Consider the following 18,443-nt stretch of genomic DNA (forward strand, 5'->3'; position numbering starts at 1 on the left):
CATGGCTTATTCATTTGTATGGTAAGAATTCATGACCCAAAAACGACTCATGGCAGCACTGGCACCACTGCTTCTTTGTGGTGGCTTGAGCGCTCACGCTGAAACCCATGCGGGTTTCCCAATACAGGACACGCCCAATACCGGCGGTGATGGCACCGTTGAACAGCCAGACACCAATGCTTACTCCTTGCCCCAGGGCAACCTTTCGATGACCAAGCGCCTGGATTTCAGCGTGGGTAACAGCTTCTTCCGTAACCCGTGGGTTGAAGCGCCCGCCAGTACCACCGCGCGGGATGGTTTAGGCCCACTGTTCAATACCAACTCCTGCCAAGGTTGCCATATCAAAGACGGTCGCGGGCATCCGCCCAGCGATGTTGAGCGGCCAGTATCCTTGTTCCTGCGTTTGGCCGTGCCGGCAGACCCTCACACAGACGCGGACATTTTGCGCACCCATGGGTTCAAACCCGCCCCTGTGTATGGCAGCCAACTACAAACAGCCGCCCTGCCCGCAGCCAAGCCAGAAGCCGACTTGGTGTTAACATGGGAAGCAGTGACTAAAACCTATGCAGATGGCACTCAAGTAGAGTTGCGCAAGCCTGTATACAGCATCGAGAACCCGAACTACGGCCCTTTGCCCGACAACCTTCTGATTTCGCCCCGGGTAGCGCCACCGATGATTGGTGTAGGGCTGCTGGAAACCATCCCCATTGCCGATCTCGAAGCGATGGCTGACCCCCAAGACACGGACAATGATGGCATTTCCGGCAAGCTCAATCAGGTTTGGGACATAGCTAGCAAGCAAACAGTACCCGGCCGTTTTGGCTGGAAAGCCGTGGAGCCGAACGTACGCCAGCAAAGCATGGGCGCATTTGCGGGGGATATGGGGCTGACATCCAGCCTGCACCCCACCACCGACTGCACACCGGAACAGAAATGTGAGCGGTTCGCGGAAGGCGGCGAGCCAGAAGTCAGCGACAAAATTGAAAATTTTGTGACTTTCTACTCAAAAAGCCTGGCAGTTCCGGCGCGGCGCGATATGAACACCCCATCTGTGCAGCAAGGCGCCCAACTCTTTAACGAAACCGGTTGTGCCGCCTGCCATACGCCCAAGCACATCACGGGAACGGACGATGAACGCCCAGACTTGAGCAAGCAAACAATCTGGCCCTATACAGATCTGCTGTTGCACGATATGGGGCCTGCCCTTGCCGATGGCCGCGACGAGTTTCTTGCCAATGGCAACGAGTGGCGCACAGCACCGCTTTGGGGTATTGGTCTGGCACAAACAGTTAACCCGCAAGCCGGCTTTTTGCACGATGGCCGCGCACGCTCTCTGGAAGAAGCCATACTCTGGCATGGCGGCGAAGCAGCCCCAGCGGTGTCGCGTTTCAGCGAATTTGGCGCCGACAACCGCCGGGCCCTGCTCGATTTCCTGAACTCACTTTAACGGAACCCTATATGCAGCGACTGACACTTTCTATCTGCCTGGCCTCATCGCTCGCAGCCTCCCCTCTGATGGCGGCTGATACTAACAGCGCCAAGTACCGGGCACAGTGGCACAGCGACATTCGCACGGGTTATCAAAACCTGGCCAGCCAAGGTCAGGCACTGGCAGACCAAACAGAGATCTATTGCCAAGCGCCCTCCGCAGAAGAACTTGAGCAAACAAAACAAGCCTGGCTGGATGCATTCCTTGCCTGGCAGAAGGTCCGTTTTGTGGATTTTGGCCCAGTAGAACAGGAAAACCGCGCCTGGCAATTACAGTTCTGGCCAGATCCCAAAAACCTTGTCGCCCGCAAAGCCACGTATTTGCTCAAAGGTGAGGCGGCCATAAACCCCGAAAAAATCAACGAATCCGGCGTGGCCGTTCAGGGCTTCCCGATGGTGGAATACCTCCTGTACGACCAAGCGTTCAGCGAAGGCAGCAGAGCCCTGCCAGCTGACCGTAGTTGCCAGCTGCTAGTTAGCGTCTCCAACCACATCGCTGAAAACGGCGAAGCCCTTGCCAATGATTGGGGCAACTTTAAAAGCAGCTACGTAAACAATGAGCAGTACACGGATACTACCATCCGGGCTGCAATGGCCGGGCTGGAACTTCTCGAAGAGCGCCGTCTTGCCACACCTATGGGGCTGCGCGGTAACGGCCAACGCTCGGTATACCGTGCTGATGCCTGGCGCAGCGGGGCCAGCCTGACTGCGGCGAATGCAACCGTGCAGGGACTTGAACAACAATTCCTGCCGGCGTTCTCCAAGCTTCTCAAAGACCGTGGATATGCCGATCTTGCTAGGCGTATTGAGGAACAAGCCGGAGAAATACAGACCAAATTCCCCGAGTTAGATCGCCCAATGGCGCCGTTGCTGTCAGACGACAGTGAGTTCAGAATACTGCAAAGCCTCTATGTGCATGTTTCTCAGCTGACAGCGCTGGTGAATGACCGGGCCGCAGTTGAGCTAGGTGTTGTGCGTGGCTTTAACTCCAGCGATGGAGATTGAGGACACCGTCCATGCCCGAACTGACCCGCAGAAGCCTCATCAAGGCTGCCCTTGCCGGCGGCGCAGCGGCCACACTCACCGGGTGTAGCGTGCTGCCCCGCAAAGCCAACAGCGATGGCCCGCAGCAGTATACTGGCGCCATTGGCTTGCCAGATGGCAACTTTGCCGTGGGCGCTATTGCACCAGATGGCAACATGCTCTGGCAGTCGCCCGTAGCTTCCCGTTGCCACAGTGGCTGTAACCGCCCGGGGGCCGCCGAAGTGTTGTTTTTTGAACGCCGGCCCGGCTGGTCGTTTTACGTACTCAACAGTGAAACCGGCGAACGGCTGCACCGCATAAAGTCGGCGGAAGGCGAGCATTTTGTGGGCCATGGGGTATTCTCCCCGGATGGCCGATTTCTTTATGCCACTGCCAGCCGCTATGAACCCGGGGAAGGCATTGTGGCTGTGTACGACAGCCATGATAATTACCAGCGGGTGAACACCTTTGAGCTGAACGGCGTAGGTCCGCACCAGCTCACTCTACACCCCGACGGCCAAACACTGATCGTAGGATTAGGCGGCATTCTCACCCACCCGGATTACGACCGAATCAAGCTTAATCTGGATACCATGAAACCCGCGTTGGTTCTTGTGGACAGGCTCTCTGGTGAGACCCTCGGCCGGTTCAAGCCCTCCCATCCCCAGCTCAGTACCCGGCATGTGGATGTAGCACCAGACGGCACTATTTATGCCGCCTACCAATACCAAGGACCCGTCCATGAACTGCCGCCGCTGGTTGCGCGTTATCGCAACGGGCGCTATGAAGAGATTGATCTGGGTAAATCGGTGCACCGGGAGCTGGGCAACTATATCGCCAGCATTGTCGCGCATCCCGAGAACGACTTGGTTGCCATGGCATCGCCCATTGGTGGCACCGCACTGATCTTCAACAGCCGCTCTGGAAAGGTAATTGAAAAAGCCTCGATAGCCGATTGTGCCGGGGTAGAAGCCTTGGCAGGTGGGGACTTCCTGGTTTCTTCCGGGCGCGGAAAACTGGTTCGAATGGGCAAAGGGCAGCCGGCAACCGAGATCGCCAGCATGTTAGTACAATGGGACCATCACCTTGTCTGAAGAACACACTAATACACAAACCGGCACGATCGGGCATTCTGTTGATCGGCTCTACAGCTTGGTTGCCAATGAAGAAGACGCTCGGGTTTGCAAGGATATTCCTGCAGACGCCTGCCACGTTGTGCCACAAAACTTCTTTCTGATTCTAGCAGCTAACGTACTGACCAAACTGGGCGACCTTCTGATCAGTCCCAAAACCGTGCTGGCATGGTTGATGAGCGCCGTAGGTGCTCCGGCACTGGTGGCCTGGCTCGTCCCCATTCGGGAATCTGGCTCCATGGTGCCACAGATGGTGATCGCCGCCTGGGTGCGGCGCAAGCCGGTACGCAAATGGTTCTGGACCTTGGGTAGTTTTGGCCAGGCTGTGAGCGTGGCGGCCATGGCAGCATGCGTCTGGTTTTTGGAGGGCTATAGCGCAGGCGGTGGCCTCATTGGTGCACTGATCTTGTTTTCCCTGTCACGGGGTTTTTGTTCTGTGGCCATGAAAGACGTACAGGGAAAATGCGTACCAAAGACTCGCCGGGGCAGACTCTCTGGCCTTGCATCCACCATTGGCGGCACCGCCACGGTGGCCCTGACGGTTTTGCTGTTCTGGAATCGCGGCGAGCCCACTCTCGCCTTTTACAGCCTGTTGCTTCTGCTAGCGGCTGCACTCTGGGTTATTGCCGGGTTCTTGTTTGCAGGCGTAAAGGAGTATGAGGGCGAAACCGGGGGCGGCGGCAACGCCATGACAGAAGCCTTTAAAAGCCTGTCATTGCTCCGTGATGACGCGCCATTTCGCAACTTCGTGATCACCCGCGCACTGCTTCTGTGTTCTGCTTTGGCTTCACCCTACTTTGTGGTGCTGGCTCAAAAAGAATCGGATGCCAGCTGGATGTTGGGCGTGTTTCTTCTGGCAAGCAGCTTAGCCAGTTCTGTGTCCGCCAGTTTTTGGGGCTGGATGGCTGATGTATCGAGCCGCCGGGTGATGATTCGCGGCGCAGCCATCGCCAGTGGCGTATGCCTGACAGTCGGGCTTACGGCGCTATTTGCCGGCACTGGCGTTGGTAATGGCTGGTTTTATCCGCTGGCGTTTTTTGTGCTGAGCATTGCCCATGCGGGCGTAAGGCTGGGCCGGAAAACCTATCTGGTAGATATGGCAGGTGGCAACAAACGAACAGACTACACTGCGGTGAGTAACACGGTGATCGGTTTTTTACTGCTTGCTACGGGGGGCTTCACTGCCCTGATATCTCTGATATCAGACGCCGCTGTTATACTGGTACTCGGCTTGATGGGTATGGCCGGGATGTTCAGCGCTCTTCGGCTAAAAGAAGTCACCGAGGACTGACACGTCACTCCTAGGGCAATTACGTTAGATAGGTGCCTTGCCATCATTCAGTGCCAGGGCACCTTTTACAATACGGTAGATCAACCAGATCGCGATGCCCAGAAGAATGAACCACCCAATAATCAGAAAGGTGGTCACAACACCGATAACCGTCCATAACAGCCCAATCCAGAAGGTGCGGATCTGCCAACGAAAGTGCGACTCAACCCAGGTGCCGCGAACATCGTCCTGCTTTACGTAATTGATGATCACGCCAACCAGTCCGGTTATCCCGCCCAGAAAAAACGACAGTCCTTGAAGGATATAAACCACCACAGCCAGATTACGTGCAGGATCGGAACGGCGCGACAACTCATTCGCTTTCGCATCAGCAGGAATGAATTCCGAGTCAGCCAAGGTGCATCTCCTTTTTCAATATGAATTGGAAGTTTAACACAGGCTCTAGAGCTGGCCTTCCATTCACTCGATCAGTGATTGTCCGGACGGTACCCAAGCCGGAAGCCGCCCCAGTGCCTGCCATTCACATACACCGGAACAGAGAGGTCATGCATGATTTCCCCAGTGTTCCGACGGTAGGTTTGTAGCTACATATTTTCGGTGTGACTGCCACAACGAATCCCCGTGCGATCATTTGTAACTTCAGCTGATCTGCAGCGAAGGAAACCTGTGCCGCAGATATGGCACTTTTGTGAGCGCTGCCCCCAAGGGCCTTGATCAGTGCCCGCCCCGGCTGGGCATCTACAAGTAATTGTTCACACTTGGCTCGCAACAACAAGGCCGATGACTACCCCAATAAACAGAGAGGCAGAATCCAGGCCTAACAAAGGCACCACCACAAAGCAGGCAATCGCAAGATCAGTAGAGACTGCTCCTCCAAAACAGATCGTTGCACGGCTAAGCCACCCCATAAAAATCTCATTGTTGTTATCATTTTGCTCGTAGTTTTTGTTATATCTGATAGCTACACGGTTATACGGCCAGGGTAGAGACTAAGGAATTGACGCGGGTTAATAACTCATACTTTAGCGTATCTACTACACTTAACGGCCAGATTGATCACTTATTGAACAAAAAACCGCAAACCCAACAAGCCCTTTCAAACAGACTTGCAGGTTTGCGGCTTTATAAAAGGCCAGCCTTTCGCTTAGGCGCCAATTACGCCACTGTCGTTGCGGGTCACGATAACGGTGGCATCTCGGGGGTGATCACCCTCATTGCCAAACGGCCAGTCTTTAGCCGGGTGCTGAATATTCACAAACATGGTTTTGACATCCGGCGTGGTCACCACACCTGTTACCTCACAACCTTGCGGACCCACGAAGAAGCGCCTGATATCTCGGGTTTCGGGGTTGGCCGCGAGCATCATATTGTTCTGATACGGCGGCGCATCGGAGCCATCGGTCTGAATCCAGAGGCGGCCATTGTAATCAAACCACAAGCCATCTGGGCTGTTGAAGATGTTGTCGTCCGTTAACGACACCATAACCTCCCCATCTGCAACCGTTTCTGTGCCCTGCTCCCCGGCAAACACAAAAATATCCCACTGGAACCCAGTTCCGGCATAGTCATTCTCTGACTCACTCCAGCGAATAATGTGGCCAGTGCGGTTTTCTGCATTGGGGTTGGCCGCATCAACCTGTTCCTCTGTACGCTGGGAGTTGTTGGTTAGGGTGAAATAGACCTCGCCAGTGTTCGGATCAACCGCGCCCCATTCCGGGCGATCCATAGGGGTAGCTCCCGCTATATCGGCGGCCAGACGTGTGTTCAACAGAATATCCGCCTGGTTTTCAAATCCCTCAAACAGAACTTCACCCACTGTCGAGCCCTGTGCTGCCTCAATACGAGATACAAAATCTGGATCGTCAAGCGATAGCGACAACCAGTCGCCAGAACCGTCCTCGTTATAACGCGCTACATACAGCGTGCCTTCATCCAGCAAATAACCGCTGGCGGTTGCTGCATAGTAGGGCCTTGAGGATACAAACTTGTAGATGTATTCAAAGCGGGAATCATCTCCTGAGTAGCAGACAACTGGCTTGCCCTCCTCTACCGGTGCAAAAATCACGCCCTCGTGGCCAAAGCGACCCAGCGCCGTGCGCTTCTGAGGCTTGCTTTCCGGCGTAAAGGGATCGATTTCGACCATGTAGCCGAAGGTGTTGGCCTCGTTGCGATAGTCGTCTGCGCCGCTCCGTCCAGTAGGCGTAATGTTGAACCTCACGTATTGGTCATTACCACCTTCTGCGAGCTCCCAATCGTAGCGGGTTGAACTGCCAACACCGTGACGGGTCTGTTCCCGTGGTTGCATTTGCGCGCTGTTTGCAAAATAACCGTGCCAGTTTTCTTCCGCAGCAAGATAGGTTCCCCAAGGCGTTGGACCCATGGAGCAGTTATTTAACGTGCCCCGGGTCTGGGTGCCATTATTGCTGAAGCGAGTCGCGAGCTTCTGGTAACCGCGAACTGGCCCGCGGATATCCATATCGGTATTCCCGGTAATCCGACGATTGAACGGGCTTCCGAATACTATGTCCCAGGTGCCCGCACTGTCTTGCTTTATATGAACCACGGATACGCCGTGTGCGGCAATTTCCTTACGCACTTCATCGGTTGGGCGCATGCCGTTCTGGTTGTAGGTTGGGCCGTCGGGATGCAGAGCAGCCTGATTAATATACTCATGGTTCATTACCAGCAACCCTTCGTCAGAGCGGTTGCCGCCAGCTTTGAAATCAATCGGGAAAAAGTGCATGCCATCGTGGTGCATGCCTACCTGCTGCTCCTGGTCTGCACCTGAGCTGGAGGCGTCTGCCCGAAACGCTGGGTAAGATCCGGTAATCGGTGTTCCCCAGGGTAGAAAAGCCCTGGCGGAGTAGCCTGTAGGCACAACAACTGTATTGGCCGTGGAAACGGCGATCGCCTCAAAACCAAGATCGGTTGCCTTGGTGTTATCGGCATCAGGGGTCGTGCCCTCACCATTATTGTCACTCTTACTGTCGCTACCACAGCCCGCAAGACCGACGCCCATGATACTGGCCAGCGCTGCGCCAACGCCGCCTTTCATAAGGGTACGACGTTGCACGCGAGCGGCCAGCACTTCTTGGAATGCTTTGTTGCCAGAATGGTTTACAACAGGTTCGTAATCGGGATCCAGATAGTTGGGATCAAGGTTGTGCTTGGCCATGTTTTGTCTCTCTTTGTCTCTCGATAAACAACAAACGGGTGTTGTCGAAAGGACAGTGTCGACAAGAGACATGACAATGCAGAGACAGTAAAAAGACAAAACCGTTAACCTTTTCTAAAAAAGACTAACGGTTTTAAAACTCTCTGGTGGAATTACTCCGGCGCAAATAAAGCGCGCCGGAGCATAAAAGCGACTATTTGGTCACTTCGTCATAACCTTCTTCCATGGAGTCGCCGGCTTCTTCAGCGGCGTCACCCATCTCATCGCCTGCGTTTTCGGCACCTTCTTTCATTTCGCCCATCACGCCTTCGTCCTGACCGGTGGCTTCTTCGTAAGTTTCTTCCATCGAATTGCCTGCATCGTCCACCATTTCTTCAGCGTTGTCCGCAGCCTTATCGAAATCAGCTCCTTCATTATCCTCGGAGCTGCAAGCAGCAAGACCCAAAGTCAAAAACATAAGAAGTGCGCTGAGAGTTAACTTATTCATAACATATCCCTCTGTTGGTAAACGTTTGTAACCGTGTACAGAGTAAAGCCATGTCCGGCGCCACACAATTACCTGCCGATTACTCTTTGTTTAGCCTGCCGGGATCGTTTTGTCATTTCGAGCCAACCTCCAAACCACCCCTTCAATTTGTTGCATTGATAGATTGTCCGACATAAATTTGAATTACGCGCACCATATTGGAGAGACACCATGAAGGCAAAAACCCGTGACCATTTGGATTTAAAAATGGCCAAAAGCTCGGAAGAAAAACAAACAGCCTCTATAGCCAACACTGCAAAGTGGAAAGATCCAAAGCGCTATCTCTGGCTTTTAGGGCCAGCGTTGCCTGGCATAGGCTTGGTAGCACTAACCGGCTATGCGGTGGCTCCAAAAAAGCTTAGAGCGCTTGCCTGGACAGGCCCCGCACTGGTTCATGGCATTATTCCGGCCCTGGATCGCGCCATTGGAGAAGATCAGAGCAACCCGCCAGAATCCGCAGTCGGCTCACTTGAGCAGGACAAGTACTACGACCGTATCGTAAAGGCGTTCATCCCTACGCAGTATGCGATGACGTTTATGGGGGCCTGGCTGGCCAGCCGAAAGAAGACACCCATTGAGGACAAAATAGGCCTAACGCTGACCGTCGGTGCCATCAACGGCGTTGGCATCAATACGGCGCACGAGCTCGGCCATAAACCGAACAAATTTAATAAGTTGATGGCAATGGCGGCTTTGGCCCCAACGGGCTACACCCATTTTGTTGTTGAACACAACTTTGGCCACCACAAGCGGGTAGCCACTCCGGAAGATCCCGCGAGCAGCCGCATGGGTGAAAGCTTCTGGAAATTCCTACCGCGTTCGGTGTTCGGTGGCATGAAATCATCGGTAAAAATAGAGAAGGCGCGTCTGGCTCGCAAAGGCAAAAGTTTCTGGAGCCTAGACAATGAACTGTTGCAGGGCTGGGCCATGAGTGCAGGGTTCTTTGGCGCTACAACACTGGTCTGTGGTCCCCGGGCCGTGCCGTTCCTTGTTGCTCAGGCCGTTTACGGCGCCAGCTTGCTGGAGAGTGTGAATTACATTGAGCACTACGGGCTATTGCGCCAGAAAGACAAGAGCGGGAAATATGAGCGCACACAGCCGGAGCACAGCTGGAACAGCAACCATATTGTGACAAATCTGTTCCTGTACCAGTTACAGCGTCATTCAGATCATCACGCTCACCCACAACGGAGCTATCAGGCTTTGCGTCACTTCGAGAAGGCGCCACAGTTGCCCGGCGGTTACGCGTCTATGTTACTGCCAGCCTACATGCCGCAATGGTGGTACGAGACGATGGATAAGCGGGTGATTGATCACTACGAAGGCGACCTAAGCAAGATTAACTGGGATCCGGATCGCAAAGCGCAGCTCATAGCGAAGTATGCGGATTATGCTGCCGGCGTAGCTGCCGAAGCCGAAAAGCTTCGGCAGCTTAGCGCCTGAGGCGGTTAGAACCACTCTGTTTTCATGTTCAAACAGGTGTCGTCCATGTTTCGCAGTAGCACCAGGTCTTGGGCTACTGTTGGCAACTCCCAGTGGAAGAAGTACTGGGCGGCCTGAAGCTTGCCTTGATAGAAATTGCGCTCGTCATCGCTGTTGGCAGAAGCCACAGCATGGGCGGCGGCGTTGGCCTGGCGTAGCCACATCCAGGCAACGATGATGTGGCCGAACAGATGCAGGTAGCAGGAAGCATTGGCGAGGGTTTTATCCACTTCGCCACTCATCAAGGATTTACCTAAGCTTTGGGTAACCTTAACGGCCTGCTGCAGTGTTTCACTCAAAGACAGCGCCCATTGTTGGCAGCGATCCGTGGTCGCGCCCTGCAAATCCACCTGCATTTCCTGCATGAGCAGTTGCAGTCCGTGGCTTTGATCCTGCCATATTTTACGGCCCAACAAGTCCAGACCCTGTATTCCATTGGTGCCTTCGTGAATCGGGTTCAGGCGATTGTCGCGCCAACACTGCTCCACCGGGTACTCACGGGTGTAGCCGGCGCCACCATACACCTGAATCGCTAAATCGTTAGCTTTGGGGCCGTACTCAGAGGGCCAGGCTTTGATAATCGGTGTAAGTAGGTCGAGCAGCTTTCCGGCTTCGGTGCGCTTTTGTTCATCCGGATGGGTATTCTGGTCGTCCATTAAGCGAGCACCATACAAGCAAAGCGCTAACCCGCCTTCACTGTAGGCCTTTTGAGCCAGCAACATCCGGCGCACATCGGCGTGGTCGATGATTGGTACTTGCGGGCTTTCCGGGTTCTTTTCCGACGTTTTACGGCCCTGTAGTCGATCTTTAGCGTATTCCAAGCTGTGCATATAACCCCGATAACCGATCACAGCCGCACCAAAACCAACACCTACCCGAGCTTCGTTCATCATCTGGAACATGTACTTCAGACCCTGATGAGGGTCACCCACTAGATAGCCATGGCAAGGTGCGTCGTCACCAAAGCTGAGCGCTGTGGAGGTGGTTCCACGATAACCAAGTTTGTGAATGAGACCGGCGAGGCTAACACCGTTGCGATCCACGGAGTTGCCCTCACTGTCTACCCGAAACTTGGGAACGATGAACAGGGAGATACCTTTCACCCCCGCCGGAGCGCCTTTGATTTTGGCTAGCACCATGTGAACGATGTTTTCGGTGAGGCTCTGCTCGCCACCGGAGATGTAGATTTTTGCGCCTTTGATCAGGTGGTGGCCTTCATCTGTTGGCGTGGCCGAGGTGCGAATATCTGCCAGCGACGATCCTGCGTGGGGCTCGGTGAGCGCCATGGTTCCGGTGTAGCGGCCGCTGAGCATATTGGGCAAGTAGCTGGTTTTCTGTGATTCGTTGCCGAAAATACGAATAAGGTTCGCAGCTGCAGTCGTCAGAAATGGGTAACCCGCGGTGCCGGGATTAGCGGCGGTAAAGAAACCGTTGCAAGCGGCCATCACAGATTCGGGCAGCTGCATACCGCCCAGTTCGTAATCATAGCGCCCCGCGATAAAACCAGCCTCGGCATAAGCATCGAAAGCTTCCTTCACTTCTGGCAACATTTCCACTTGCCCGTTAACGAACTTGGGCTCGTCTTTATCAGCCGCGCTGTTATGGCTGGCAAACTTCTCTCGGGCCATTTTGTCGGCGGTTTCGATGACGGCATCGAAGGTATCGCGGCTATGTTCGGTGAAGCGATCGCGACTGGTTAGACTTTCAGTATCGAGAACTTCGTAAAGTTGAAATGCCAGATCGCGGCGGTCTATCAACGTGTCAGTCATTTGTGCGGTTTCCTAATGATTGGCTGGGGCATCTGCTTATGGCATACAGGCTCTCACAACCGGGTTTACCTGGGAACCCGGTTTGGCCCGGGTTATGCATTGGTTTACTCTAAAGGCCTCTGGCTGACTGTTTCCGTAAAGTATATTGACAGGTGTTATGTGGGAGAGAAGTGCCATGAACGCACCAGTTCGACAAACCCAGGCTGAAGTTCTTAGTCGGCTATACAGCCTGAAGCTTGCACAGATTGAACAGGCAACCCATCAGGGCAACAGCCTGCGCAGCCAGGTGCTGGAGGCCGAAGCCGAGGCCATTTTCAACGCTCTAAAATTGGCCAGGTGACGTAAAGGGGCCTAGCAATGCCCCTTTACGTCACTCTTAAACATTCTTTCTACCCTTGATCGATCACAAGTTGACTTGACCTGCGAGCCCGGGCACGTATCATCAGTTTCCAGGTTTTACTAACGGAGCAACCATGACCGCAAGGTCCGTCGGCTGCATGCAGATCAATCGTCCCCCCATTACCGCTGACATCTCGCGGCATCGCGGGCGTTTACCTTACTTCCCAGACCCACCGGCCTCCCGCTGATCCAACTCCTGTTGTCCGCCATAATCGTCGCGATGCGACTTATGCAGAGCGGCCAATCGGGGACTAGACTCAGGCTCACAAGCCATCTCCATTCATAAGAAAAGAAAACCGCTAACGAGGTTGCGATGTCGCTACCGCTGGTTGTACTACTGCCCTTTTTAGGGGCCATAGCTGCCCCCCTGTTTGCCCAGGGTGGGCGAACAGCTATCGCAATAGCATCATCTGTCCCTGCACTGATTGCACTGGCAGCTCTATTTCCACACTGGTCTGTTCTAGCTGCAGGCGGCACGGTGCTGCACAGCTATGAATGGCTTCCAGCTCTCGGGCTCTCTTTCAGTTTTCGCCTGGATGGCCTAGCACTGTTATTTGCACTGTTGATACTGGTCATCGGCCTTCTGGTGATTCTCTACGCCCACTACTACCTAAAGGCCCATGAGAATGTAGCCAAGTTCTACTCCCTACTTTTGTGTTTCAAAGGCTCGATGCTGGGCATAGTACTTTCTGGCAATTTACTGTTGATGCTGATTTTCTGGGAGCTCACCAGTCTAACCTCATTCCTGTTGATCAGTTTTTGGACTCACAAACAGGACGCAAGGCGCGGCGCCCGTATGGCGCTCGCCATAACCGGTGGCGGCGGGCTGGCCCTACTGGCGGGCATTCTGATTATCGGCAACATTGTTGGCAGTTTTGAACTAGACGACGTGCTCGCCGCGGGCGATCAGATCAAAGCACACGCCTGGTATCCGGTGGCACTGACCCTGGTTTTGCTCGGCGCCTTTACCAAGTCAGCTCAATTTCCGTTTCACTTCTGGCTGCCCCACGCCATGCAGGCACCTACGCCGGTCTCTGCTTATCTGCACTCTGCCACCATGGTAAAAGCCGGCATCTTTTTGATGGCCCGCCTTTATCCAGCTTTGGCCGGAACTGAGCAATGGTTCTACATGGTCAGTTTCACCGGCATGGCCACCTTGTTGCTTGGCGCCTATATCGCTATGTTCAAACATGATCTTAAAGGGCTGCTTGCGTATTCAACCGTAAGCCATCTGGGTTTGATCACCCTTCTGCTCGGCATGGGCACTCAATTAGCCGCTGTTGCTGCGATATTTCACGTAATCAACCATGCCACCTTCAAGGCATCACTGTTCATGGCGGCCGGTATCATTGACCATGAAACAGGCACTCGCGATATGCGCAGAATCAACGGGCTTTGGCGCTACATGCCCCATACCGCCACCTTGGCAATGGTTGCAGCCGCATCCATGGGTGGGGTCCCGTTGTTGAACGGCTTTCTCAGTAAGGAAATGTTCTTTGCGGAATCCCTTCAGCTCAATCTTCCTGGCTTGTGGGCATGGGTTCCCCCCATTATCGCAACCTTGGCGGGCATCTTTGCCGTGGCCTACTCGGCTCGCTTCATTCACGATGTTTTCTTCAACGGCAAGCCGGTTGACCTACCCAAATTTCCGCCCCATGAGCCGCCGCGATACATGAAAATCCCGGTAGAGATTCTCGTTTTCGCCTGCATCATGGTTGGCGTGTTCCCGACCATCTCTGTAGGGCCGCTGCTATTCTCCGCTGCGTCTGCCACTTTAGGCGGTAACGTGCCTGACTATGAACTGGCGGTTATTCATGGCTTTAACCTGCCGCTGCTGATGAGTTTTATGGCCTTCTTTGGTGGCCTGCTCATGTACAGCCAGCGCCAACGCTTTTTCGACTTCCATGCCCGCTTTAAGGAAATTGACGAGAAAGCCGTGTTTGAAAACGTGGTTTCAAAGTTCGTGAACATGGCCAACCGCTTTACGGGGTGGCTGGAAAATGGCTCTTTGCAGCGCTACGCCATGCTGTTGGTGGTAAGCGTTATTGCGGTAACCGTAATGCCGCTGATAGACAACGGTTTCTCTATCGGCGAGAACGGGCTGAGTGCAATAGATTGGCCAACGGGGATTGCGGCCTGCGTGCTTATAATATCTGCACTGGCAACGGCCGTTTGGCACCGAGAACGTTTTTACGCTCTGGTACTTCTTAGCGTTGTTGGGCTAACTGTGGCACTGGCGTTTGCCCGCTTCTCGGCACCGGATCTGGCCATGACACAGCTCTCGGTGGAAGTTGTCACCATTGTTCTATTAATGCTCGCGCTCTACTACATGCCGTCCTGGACACCCATGGAGAGCTCTAAAGCACAGCGTATCCGCGACATCTTCATCGCCCTGGCGGCAGGCACCGGGATGACTCTGATCACCTTGGCCATGCTAACCCAGCCGTTCAGCTCTATTTCCGAATTCTTCCTGGAAAACAGCAAACCGGGCGGCGGTGGAACCAACGTAGTTAACGTCATCTTGGTCGACTTCCGTGGCTTCGATACCTTGGGCGAGATAACGGTACTGGCGATTGCCGCGCTTGGTATCTACGCCATGCTCAAAAACACCGCGCTAACGCCTCCCCCGGGAGATGGCCTGGGGCACGCCTGGACACGAGATCATTATCCGTTAATGCTCAGGCAAATTGCCCGACCCATGCTGCCACTAGCACTCATGGTATCTGCCTATATTTTCCTGCGGGGGCACAATCTGCCAGGCGGCGGCTTCATTGCCGGCCTGATCACTTCGGTGGCGCTGATTCTTCAGTATATTGCCAGCGGTATGATCTGGACCCAGGACCGCATTCCGTTCCGTTACCATAACGTGATTGGTATCGGCCTATTGTTTGCAACCATTGCCGGCGCCTGCAGCCTGGCTTTCGGCTACCCCTTCCTGACAACCGCATTCGGCTATATCACCTGGCCCGTTGTGGGCAAATTCGAGGTTGCCTCGGCACTGGTGTTTGATCTGGGCGTTTACATGACAGTCATTGGCGCCACTCTGCTGGCACTGGTCAGCATTGGCCGGCTGTCTCCTCATTCGGCCATCAAGAGCAAACAGGAGGGCGTGTAATGGAACTGTTATTTGCACTGGTTATCGGTGCCTTAACGGCATCCGGCGTTTATCTGCTGCTACGCGCCCGAACCTTTCCCGTCATCATGGGGATCACCCTGCTGTCTTACGGGGTAAACCTGTTCCTGTTTGCCACCGGGCGCCTCGCCACCGGCCAACAACCTGTCATCGGTACGTCAGCCGCCTATGCGGACCCACTACCCCAGGCACTGGTGCTCACGGCGATAGTTATTGGCTTTGCTATGACAGCATTTCTGGTTGTTCTGTCTCTGCGTAGTCTGGCAGACAATGAAAACGATCATGTGGATGGCCGGCGCGATGAATCATCTCCCTCATCAAAACAGGAACGGGAGGTAACCGGTAAATGACTCACTGGCTTATCGCTCCCATTCTAATACCACTGCTCGGCGGCATTCTGCAGGTCGTTATGGGCTACGCTCCAATCAGCCTGCGCCGTACACTGGCATTGACTACCACGGTACTGATGCTGGCATCTGCCATAGTGTTGCTGGTGCTTGCCAGCGACGGCAGCTACCGCATTTATGCGTTTGGCAACTGGCAACCACCGTTTGGCATCGTTCTGGTTCTAGACCGGCTGGCAGCGCTAATGCTGGTGCTAACAGCGGTTCTCGGCCTGTTCTGTCACATTTACGCCAGTGGCGGCGCCGATGAGGGTAACCGGCAGTTTCATGCACTATTTCTGTTCCAGCTAATGGGCCTGAACATTGCCTTTCTCACTGGTGATTTGTTCAACCTGTTCGTTGCCTTTGAGGTGCTGCTTATTGCCTCTTACGGGCTGCTAATGCACGGTGGTGGAACGGCGCGAACCGTTCCCGGGCTTCACTATGTCGCTCTTAACCTTGTGGGTTCCGCACTATTCCTGATTGGTGTCGGCATGATCTATAGCGTTACCGGTACGCTGAATATGGCGGATTTGGCTGTAAAAATCCCGCAGATTACCGGTAATAACCTGAACCTTGTGAAAGCCGGCGGCATGATGTTGCTGGTGGTTTTCGGCCTGAAGGCTGCTATTCTGCCTCTGTGTTTCTGGCTACCCAAAGCCTATGCACGAGCAACCGCTCCGGTTGCTGCACTGTTTGCAGTTATGACCAAGGTAGGCATTTACGCCATTGTGAGAATTTTTCCGCTTATCTTTGGAGAAGGTGCCGGAGAACTGGCGAATCTTGGCATGGACTGGCTATTCCCACTGGCGCTGATCACTCTCAGCATGGGCGTTATTGGCGCTCTGGGTGCAGATAGCCTGAAAACACTGGTGGCCTGGCAAGTTATTATCTCCGTAGGGACTCTGCTTGCACCTATTGCGCTTGGCTCCGTGGCCGGTCTGTCTGCCGCGTTGTTCTATCTGGTCAGCACCACGTGGACTGTAGCCGCTCTGTTTTTGGTTTCCGAGCTGGTCGCAAGCCAAAGGGGCTTGGCCGGCGACAGCATCGTTACTGCGCCGAAAATGCGCCACCAGACATTCCTGAGCGTGCTGTTCCTTATCGGCGCTGTGGCCGCCGCCGGTTTACCGCCACTAAGCGGCTTTTTTGGCAAGCTACTGATTCTCCAGTCGGTTGAGCCCGGGGTTGAAATGGCCTGGTTATGGGGCGTTCTGTTAGTAGGTAGCTTCCTGACACTGATAGCATACAGCCGCGCCGGCAGCATCGTTTTCTGGTGGCACGTAGATGGCCACTTGGAAACCCCAGAACCCATGAACTACCGAGTTGCAATCTCCACAGGCATTCTTTCCTGCCTCACCATACTGATCGTTGTGCTGGCAGGCCCGGTAAGCGATTACACTCGCGCCACCGCTGAACAGTTGCACGACAACCGTGGCTATATCAATATTCTGCAGACTCCCGTACATGTTCCGCAGAATCCATTGGTTGGGGAGAGTAACTGATGTTTGATCGTCTGAGTTTTCCTCAACCCTGGCTGAGCTGGATTCTGTTCCTTACCTGGCAGATCCTCAGCGATGGGGTAACCGGCGGCAGCGTGGTGCTTGGGCTCATCCTGGCTTGGCTGATTCCCCAACTCACTCACGGGTTCTGGCCCGAGCGGCCTGGCTTTACAAGGCCCTGGCGCATGCCGATCTACATACTGCGAGTGCTGAAGGACATTGTGGTCGCCAGCTTCTCTGTGGCCTGGCTTATTCTCAGCCCCCGCTCACCGCGCCCGGCTTTTATCAGCTACCCGCTGCAGCTCGAACATCCGTTAGCCATATCCATTCTGGCGAGCACCATCTCGCTCACCCCAGGAACCGTCAGTGCAGATGTAAGCGATGACAACAAAACCTTGCTGATCCATGCCTTGGATGCAACCAACGATCAAGAAGTTATTGATACCATTTACAACAGCTACGAAAAGCCGTTGATGGAGATGTTCCGATGATCACCATTGCGCTATACCTCACCATCGGCATGGTGACCCTGGCCGCGTTGCTCAACGTATACCGTTTAATCAAAGGACCGGATGAGCCAGACCGGGTTCTGGCCATTGATACGCTCTATATTAATGCCATCGCGCTGATTATTCTGCTGGGTATTACTCTTAGCACACGTATGTACCTTGAGTCTGCGTTGCTTATTGCAGTTATGGGCTTTGTCAGTACCGTGGCCATGGCTAAATATCTGAAGCGGGGTAGCGTCATTGAGTAACAAATGGAGTAAATCATGAGCCAGTTCGCGGAATACGCCATATCGGCGCTGTTGTTATTCGGTGGTGCGTTTACACTGGTAGGCGCAATTGGCCTTGCCCGGCTGCCAGACTTTTACACCCGACTGCACGGCCCCACCAAGGCAACCACCGTTGGCGTAGGCGCTATCATGCTAAGTTCGGTTGTCTACTTCAGCAATGTGGACCAGGGTATCGATTTTTCCGAAATCCTGATCACGGTCTTTTTGTTTATGACCGCCCCGGTGAGCGCCAACATGTTGGCCAAAGCGGCCATGCATATAGGAGTGAAAACCGTAAAAGATACCGAAGGTAGTCCCTGGCATCAGTAGCAGTTCCCTCCGGTAGCTCTCTTTATCAAGGAGGGCT

Annotated in this window: 17 protein-coding genes and 1 pseudogene; 12 read left to right on the forward strand and 6 right to left on the reverse strand. The window is 54.2% G+C overall.

Annotated elements, in window-relative coordinates:
• Positions 1-49: 49 nt before the first annotated feature.
• The 4 genes from ACTH3S_RS04545 to ACTH3S_RS04560 are packed head-to-tail and all read left to right on the forward strand — an operon-like array spanning position 50 to position 4,935.
• Entirely contained in the window at positions 50-1,447 is a 1,398-nt protein-coding gene (locus ACTH3S_RS04545) for a di-heme oxidoreductase family protein (RefSeq protein ID WP_441807890.1), read from the forward strand.
• An 11-nt stretch (positions 1,448-1,458) separates the two neighbouring features.
• On the forward strand, positions 1,459-2,493 hold the full coding sequence (locus ACTH3S_RS04550; protein WP_441807840.1) for an imelysin family protein: 1,035 nt from the start codon (positions 1,459-1,461) through the stop codon (positions 2,491-2,493).
• 11 nt (positions 2,494-2,504) lie between these two features.
• Positions 2,505-3,605: a DUF1513 domain-containing protein gene (locus ACTH3S_RS04555; protein WP_441807841.1), complete on the forward strand. Its 1,101-nt coding sequence runs from the start codon at positions 2,505-2,507 to the stop codon at positions 3,603-3,605.
• Positions 3,598-4,935 carry an MFS transporter gene (locus tag ACTH3S_RS04560; protein WP_441807842.1) on the forward strand — a complete coding sequence of 446 codons (1,338 nt, stop codon included), beginning with the start codon at positions 3,598-3,600 and terminating at the stop codon, positions 4,933-4,935. Before ACTH3S_RS04555 ends, ACTH3S_RS04560 begins: the two co-directional genes overlap by 8 nt.
• 24 nt (positions 4,936-4,959) lie before the next feature.
• Here the strand turns inward: ACTH3S_RS04560 and ACTH3S_RS04565 are convergent, their stop codons facing one another.
• The 5 genes and pseudogenes from ACTH3S_RS04565 to ACTH3S_RS04585 all read right to left on the reverse strand — a co-directional run bounded on the left by ACTH3S_RS04565 (position 4,960) and on the right by ACTH3S_RS04585 (position 8,597).
• Positions 4,960-5,331 (reverse strand): DUF4870 family protein, encoded by a 372-nt coding sequence (locus ACTH3S_RS04565; protein WP_441807843.1) that lies wholly within the window; start codon positions 5,329-5,331, stop codon positions 4,960-4,962.
• A 71-nt stretch (positions 5,332-5,402) separates the two neighbouring features.
• Positions 5,403-5,576: pseudogene (locus ACTH3S_RS04570) on the reverse strand (methyl-accepting chemotaxis protein); the annotation flags it as partial.
• 111 nt (positions 5,577-5,687) lie between these two features.
• Entirely contained in the window at positions 5,688-5,843 is a 156-nt protein-coding gene (locus ACTH3S_RS04575; protein WP_441807844.1) for a hypothetical protein, read from the reverse strand.
• A gap of 236 nt (positions 5,844-6,079) precedes the next feature.
• Positions 6,080-8,110: a PhoX family protein gene (locus ACTH3S_RS04580; protein WP_441807845.1), complete on the reverse strand. Its 2,031-nt coding sequence runs from the start codon at positions 8,108-8,110 to the stop codon at positions 6,080-6,082.
• A gap of 193 nt (positions 8,111-8,303) precedes the next feature.
• Positions 8,304-8,597: a hypothetical protein gene (locus ACTH3S_RS04585; RefSeq protein WP_441807846.1), complete on the reverse strand. Its 294-nt coding sequence runs from the start codon at positions 8,595-8,597 to the stop codon at positions 8,304-8,306.
• A 210-nt stretch (positions 8,598-8,807) separates the two neighbouring features.
• On the opposite strand from ACTH3S_RS04585, the gene ACTH3S_RS04590 reads away from it, so the two are divergent.
• Positions 8,808-10,079, forward strand: coding sequence for an alkane 1-monooxygenase (locus ACTH3S_RS04590; RefSeq protein ID WP_441807847.1), 1,272 nt, complete (start codon positions 8,808-8,810; stop codon positions 10,077-10,079).
• A gap of 5 nt (positions 10,080-10,084) precedes the next feature.
• On the opposite strand, the gene ACTH3S_RS04595 is transcribed toward ACTH3S_RS04590, so the two are convergent.
• A complete protein-coding gene (locus ACTH3S_RS04595; RefSeq protein WP_441807848.1) occupies positions 10,085-11,887 on the reverse strand; it encodes an acyl-CoA dehydrogenase in 1,803 nt (600 codons plus the stop codon).
• A 175-nt stretch (positions 11,888-12,062) separates the two neighbouring features.
• On the opposite strand from ACTH3S_RS04595, the gene ACTH3S_RS04600 reads away from it, so the two are divergent.
• The 7 genes from ACTH3S_RS04600 to ACTH3S_RS04630 all read left to right on the forward strand — a co-directional run bounded on the left by ACTH3S_RS04600 (position 12,063) and on the right by ACTH3S_RS04630 (position 18,406).
• Entirely contained in the window at positions 12,063-12,227 is a 165-nt protein-coding gene (locus ACTH3S_RS04600; RefSeq protein ID WP_441807849.1) for a hypothetical protein, read from the forward strand.
• 372 nt (positions 12,228-12,599) lie between these two features.
• A complete protein-coding gene (locus ACTH3S_RS04605) occupies positions 12,600-15,401 on the forward strand; it encodes a monovalent cation/H+ antiporter subunit A (RefSeq protein ID WP_441807850.1) in 2,802 nt (933 codons plus the stop codon).
• On the forward strand, positions 15,401-15,769 hold the full coding sequence (locus ACTH3S_RS04610) for a Na+/H+ antiporter subunit C (RefSeq protein ID WP_441807851.1): 369 nt from the start codon (positions 15,401-15,403) through the stop codon (positions 15,767-15,769). Before ACTH3S_RS04605 ends, ACTH3S_RS04610 begins: the two co-directional genes overlap by 1 nt.
• Complete coding sequence (locus ACTH3S_RS04615; protein WP_441807852.1) at positions 15,766-17,304, forward strand: monovalent cation/H+ antiporter subunit D; 1,539 nt, start codon at positions 15,766-15,768, stop codon at positions 17,302-17,304. Before ACTH3S_RS04610 ends, ACTH3S_RS04615 begins: the two co-directional genes overlap by 4 nt.
• Positions 17,304-17,792 carry a Na+/H+ antiporter subunit E gene (locus tag ACTH3S_RS04620; RefSeq protein ID WP_441807853.1) on the forward strand — a complete coding sequence of 163 codons (489 nt, stop codon included), beginning with the start codon at positions 17,304-17,306 and terminating at the stop codon, positions 17,790-17,792. The genes ACTH3S_RS04615 and ACTH3S_RS04620 overlap by 1 nt, the downstream gene beginning before the upstream one ends.
• Positions 17,789-18,058, forward strand: coding sequence for a K+/H+ antiporter subunit F (locus tag ACTH3S_RS04625; RefSeq protein WP_441807854.1), 270 nt, complete (start codon positions 17,789-17,791; stop codon positions 18,056-18,058). Before ACTH3S_RS04620 ends, ACTH3S_RS04625 begins: the two co-directional genes overlap by 4 nt.
• A 15-nt stretch (positions 18,059-18,073) precedes the next feature.
• The gene (locus ACTH3S_RS04630; protein ID WP_441807855.1) at positions 18,074-18,406 is read left to right on the forward strand and encodes a Na+/H+ antiporter subunit G; all 333 of its coding nucleotides are present in this window, start codon (positions 18,074-18,076) and stop codon (positions 18,404-18,406) included.
• The last annotated feature ends 37 nt before the right edge of the window (positions 18,407-18,443 follow it).

The sequence above is a fragment of the Marinobacter sp. genome (assembly GCF_052094685.1).
Taxonomy (GTDB): domain Bacteria; phylum Pseudomonadota; class Gammaproteobacteria; order Pseudomonadales; family Oleiphilaceae; genus Marinobacter.

Coding starts and splice junctions, on each gene's coding strand:
- ACTH3S_RS04575 (WP_441807844.1), bottom strand. CDS start 5,843: ATGGGGTGGCTTAGCCGTGCAACGATCTGTTTTGGAGGAGCAGTCTCT.
- ACTH3S_RS04555 (WP_441807841.1), top strand. CDS start 2,505: ATGCCCGAACTGACCCGCAGAAGCCTCATCAAGGCTGCCCTTGCCGGC.
- ACTH3S_RS04610 (WP_441807851.1), top strand. CDS start 15,401: ATGGAACTGTTATTTGCACTGGTTATCGGTGCCTTAACGGCATCCGGC.
- ACTH3S_RS04580 (WP_441807845.1), bottom strand. CDS start 8,110: ATGGCCAAGCACAACCTTGATCCCAACTATCTGGATCCCGATTACGAA.
- ACTH3S_RS04630 (WP_441807855.1), top strand. CDS start 18,074: ATGAGCCAGTTCGCGGAATACGCCATATCGGCGCTGTTGTTATTCGGT.
- ACTH3S_RS04550 (WP_441807840.1), top strand. CDS start 1,459: ATGCAGCGACTGACACTTTCTATCTGCCTGGCCTCATCGCTCGCAGCC.
- ACTH3S_RS04600 (WP_441807849.1), top strand. CDS start 12,063: ATGAACGCACCAGTTCGACAAACCCAGGCTGAAGTTCTTAGTCGGCTA.
- ACTH3S_RS04585 (WP_441807846.1), bottom strand. CDS start 8,597: ATGAATAAGTTAACTCTCAGCGCACTTCTTATGTTTTTGACTTTGGGT.
- ACTH3S_RS04590 (WP_441807847.1), top strand. CDS start 8,808: ATGAAGGCAAAAACCCGTGACCATTTGGATTTAAAAATGGCCAAAAGC.
- ACTH3S_RS04615 (WP_441807852.1), top strand. CDS start 15,766: ATGACTCACTGGCTTATCGCTCCCATTCTAATACCACTGCTCGGCGGC.
- ACTH3S_RS04605 (WP_441807850.1), top strand. CDS start 12,600: ATGTCGCTACCGCTGGTTGTACTACTGCCCTTTTTAGGGGCCATAGCT.
- ACTH3S_RS04595 (WP_441807848.1), bottom strand. CDS start 11,887: ATGACTGACACGTTGATAGACCGCCGCGATCTGGCATTTCAACTTTAC.
- ACTH3S_RS04620 (WP_441807853.1), top strand. CDS start 17,304: ATGTTTGATCGTCTGAGTTTTCCTCAACCCTGGCTGAGCTGGATTCTG.
- ACTH3S_RS04625 (WP_441807854.1), top strand. CDS start 17,789: ATGATCACCATTGCGCTATACCTCACCATCGGCATGGTGACCCTGGCC.
- ACTH3S_RS04545 (WP_441807890.1), top strand. CDS start 50: ATGGCAGCACTGGCACCACTGCTTCTTTGTGGTGGCTTGAGCGCTCAC.